A 3,758-nucleotide genomic window follows, 5' to 3' on the forward strand; every position below is an offset into this window, starting at 1 on the left:
TTTCTTTTATTAACTTTCTTCTTTTAAATAAGAAAAATACAATTGACACTTTTCTTTTCTATATGGTAAATTTATCTTACATTTCTTAAAGAGCATATCCGATAGGAATTCCTTTATTTGATATGTTGTTACATACATAATTGTGGACCCTTAGCTCAGCTGGTTAGAGCAGACGGCTCATAACCGTCCGGTCGTAGGTTCGAGTCCTACAGGGTCCATATCCATTTCACATGTTTATTATGTTAGCAGGAAGCTTCCTTGTAGAAGGAAGCTTTTTTTACGGAATATATGAGCATTTTAATTGAAAAGAAGTGGGAATTTTGCTACTTTAATGATAGCAAGACAATGTGATTTATTTGTTTGCACCCTATGGCAATTAGGGTAGAATGAAGTTGTATGTCACTTAAGTGGCAATACATAAACTGGGAGGAATATAACAATGGCAAAACACGAATTACCAAATTTACCTTATGCGTATGATGCTTTAGAGCCTCACTTTGACAAAGAAACAATGAACATCCATCATACAAAACATCACAACACGTACATTACAAACTTAAACGCTGCTTTAGAAGGTCATGCAGAATTAGCTGACAAAAGCGTAGAAGAATTAGTTGCAAACTTAAACGAAGTACCAGAAGCAATCCGTACAGCAGTACGTAACAATGGTGGCGGACATGCTAACCATACATTCTTCTGGACAATCCTATCTCCAAACGGCGGAGGACAACCTGTAGGTGAACTTGCAACTGCAATTGAAGCAAAATTCGGTAGCTTCGATGCATTCAAAGAAGAATTCGCAAAAGCTGGCGCAACTCGCTTCGGTTCTGGTTGGGCTTGGTTAGTAGTAAACAATGGTGAGTTAGAAGTAACAAGCACTCCAAACCAAGATTCTCCTTTAACTGAAGGTAAAACGCCAGTTATCGGTTTAGATGTTTGGGAGCATGCTTACTACTTAAACTACCAAAACCGTCGTCCAGACTACATCGGTGCATTCTGGAACGTTGTAGATTGGAACGCTGCTGAAAAACGTTACCAAGAAGCAAAATAATTGTAACAAATATAGAAAAAGCTAGGGGAGAGCCCCTAGCTTTTTTCTATGCTTTCCTTTTACATAATTGGGCTTGTCTTTGGAAGACTAGAACATGAAGTAAAGGAGAGTTGTGTATGAAATGGAAACATATAATTGGTGACGTTGAAGTGAATCGGGATTTAGTGTTATTGCTCCTTATAGGAGGTTTATACACGCTCGCAATTTCTTTATCGAATACGTTTGTAAATATTTATTTATGGAAACAAACACAAAATTATGTGAATCTTGGCTTGTATAATTTAGCCAGCGTGGTATTACAGCCTCTCACATTTCTTGTAGGGGGGAAATTAGCGAAACGTATCGATCGCTCGATTTTATTACGAATAGGGGTAGGAACGCTCGCAATTTTTTTTATCGTTGTCTTAGTAGCAGGGAAAAGTGCTTCTCAGTATATTCTATTAATGGGGGCTCTTTTAGGAGTAGGATACGGTTTTTACTGGTTGGCTTTTAACTTATTGACATTTGAAATTACAGAACCAGAAACAAGAGATTTCTTTAATGGGTTTCTTGGACTTCTTACATCCTTCTCTGGGATGATTGGACCAATAGCAGCAGGATACACAATTTCACGTATGGAGAAATGGAGTGGCTATACTGTTATATTCTTTCTTTCATTAGTTCTATTTGCAATTGCTGTCGTCTTAAGCTTCTTTTTATCTAAAAGAGAATGTGAAGGGCGTTATGAAATCGTGCAAGTATTGAAAGAACGACGGATTGATAAAAATTGGGGAAAGATTACACGAGCTCATTTTTTCCAAGGATTGAGAGAAGGGACGTTTATTTTTGTCATTTCAGTATATGTTTATTTAGCAACTAATAGTGAGTTCGCATTAGGGAAATACAGTTTAGTGAACTCTGCTGTATCCTTTGTATGTTATTACTTAGTTGCTCGTATGTTAAAGAAGGAGTGGCGAAAAAAAGCAATTTTACTTGGGGGCATTATTTTATATGCTGTCGTCTTTTTAGTTATTTTCAATGTTACATACACGAAATTACTTATTTATGCGGCATGTATTGCGATTGCATATCCTATTTTACTTGTTCCGTACGGATCAATGACATATGACGTAATTGGTAGAGCGAAAAATGCGAGAGAATGGCGTGTGGAATATGTCGTTGTTCGGGAGTTATGGTTAAACGCCGGAAGAATCTGTTCCATTTTAAGTTTTTTATGTGCTGTACTATTCTTTCCACCTGAAAAAAGTTTACCTTACTTATTATGTATTTTAGGTGCTGGACATTTTCTTATTTATTTTGCAGTTAAAAATGTCAAATATGATGAGGGAAATGCGAGTAAAACAAGTGTTGTAACGCAAGAGAACGCGCAAAACCAAACTGAACCAGAAGGTTAACTTCTTTTTTAAATGAGTAATATCAGTGTTTAAGGAGGTCGTGGTAACATTTTGGAAACAATTATACCAAATCGTTCTCCATAAATGCAACCACTTCCGCCTGTTTAGAAGGATACAAATGACTATAAGTATTTAAAGTAGTTGACACATTTGAATGACCTAGGCGTTGGGCTACTACAAGTGGACTGACGCCTTTATTTATTAAATAAGATGCATGGGAATGCCTAAATTCGTGGATTAAAATCTTTTTAACGTCAGACATTTTCAAATACTTTTGGTAGTTCCTACTAAGAGTGGAAACGGCAATACTGCTACGAAATTCTCCAAATACAACATAATCATTTTTGACAGGAAATTCTTTGGATTTTTCACAATGTAACTCTTTTAATAAATCGATACAATGCGTTGGTAACATGATTATTCTGTTAGAAGCTTTAGTTTTTGGTTTTGTTACTTTTCTTTCAAATTCTGTTTTATTAATATCAATTGTTTTTTCTTCAAAATTAATATCCGACCAAGTCAAAGCAAGTAGTTCTCCTTTTCTTGCTCCACTATAATAAAGTGTTGAAAAAAATGCTTTGTATAATAGCTCGTCCACAACTGCAATAAATTGCTTAAATTCTTCAAATTCCCAAAAGTTCATTCGTTTATTTGATTCTTTCTCAAAATTCCCCGTAATTCTTGCGGGATTAGTGGTTAAACCATGGAATTTAATTGAAAAATTAAATATAGCAGAAAGGACTGCGTGGATCTTCTTTAAATGTTTGGCTGAATACTGATTAATAATCTTATTTTGATAATTCATAATATGTTTGGGGGTAATCTGCTCGATTTTTAATTTCCCAAACTCGGTTATTAGATGATTGTAGATGACGTTTCTAATCGTCACTATAGAAGATTGTTTTCTCCTTTGTGAGTACCAATCAAAATAGCTATCTGCAACTTGTGAAAAAGTAAGACTAGAAGTTGTTACTTTTTCAACTAACATTTTAGCTTCGGCTTCACGAGCTTCTTTTTTTGTTTTAAATCCACGACGTTTTACTTGTTTTAAAGTACCGTCTAATTGTCGAACCCTTGTGACAAAATAATAAGTCCCGCGTTGTTCATCTTTATAGATTACCAAAGGAATTCCTCCTCATTGTATACGTAAAGAGTGATAATTCAATTTATTGAATAGATTATAGCTTGTTTGTTACCAAAAGAAAAGATGTTCTAATAAGAACATCTTAATAATGGATTTAAATTTGAAGAAATAACAATTGGTAAACGGCTAATTTTATGTTATGCCATTTGTTAATAAAAAGAGTCAGTCT

3 protein-coding genes and 1 tRNA gene are annotated in these 3,758 nt (G+C 34.8%); 3 read left to right on the forward strand and 1 reads right to left on the reverse strand.

The genetic code is table 11. From position 1 onward, the window contains the following. Positions 1-144 precede the first annotated feature (144 nt). The 3 genes from ACQGS6_RS24480 (at position 145) to ACQGS6_RS24490 (ending at position 2,445) form a co-directional block, all read left to right on the forward strand. Positions 145-218: transfer RNA gene (locus tag ACQGS6_RS24480), tRNA-Ile, on the forward strand. A 221-nt stretch (positions 219-439) separates the two neighbouring features. Next, positions 440-1,051: a superoxide dismutase [Mn] gene (gene sodA, locus ACQGS6_RS24485; protein WP_001052031.1), complete on the forward strand. Its 612-nt coding sequence runs from the start codon at positions 440-442 to the stop codon at positions 1,049-1,051. A gap of 116 nt (positions 1,052-1,167) precedes the next feature. Beyond that, positions 1,168-2,445 (forward strand): MFS transporter, encoded by a 1,278-nt coding sequence (locus ACQGS6_RS24490; protein ID WP_000871385.1) that lies wholly within the window; start codon positions 1,168-1,170, stop codon positions 2,443-2,445. 61 nt (positions 2,446-2,506) lie between these two features. Here the strand turns inward: ACQGS6_RS24490 and ACQGS6_RS24495 are convergent, their stop codons facing one another. Next, the gene (locus ACQGS6_RS24495) at positions 2,507-3,568 is read right to left on the reverse strand and encodes a tyrosine-type recombinase/integrase (RefSeq protein WP_000237492.1); all 1,062 of its coding nucleotides are present in this window, start codon (positions 3,566-3,568) and stop codon (positions 2,507-2,509) included. Positions 3,569-3,758 lie beyond the last annotated feature (190 nt).

The organism is Bacillus sp. GMs2/2, assembly GCF_050172095.1.
Taxonomy (GTDB): domain Bacteria; phylum Bacillota; class Bacilli; order Bacillales; family Bacillaceae_G; genus Bacillus_A; species Bacillus_A cereus.

Bases quoted from the DNA above. Each gene is read 5' to 3' on its own strand.
- sodA (WP_001052031.1), top strand. From the start codon at position 440: ATGGCAAAACACGAATTACCAAATTTACCTTATGCGTATGATGCTTTA.
- ACQGS6_RS24490 (WP_000871385.1), top strand. From the start codon at position 1,168: ATGAAATGGAAACATATAATTGGTGACGTTGAAGTGAATCGGGATTTA.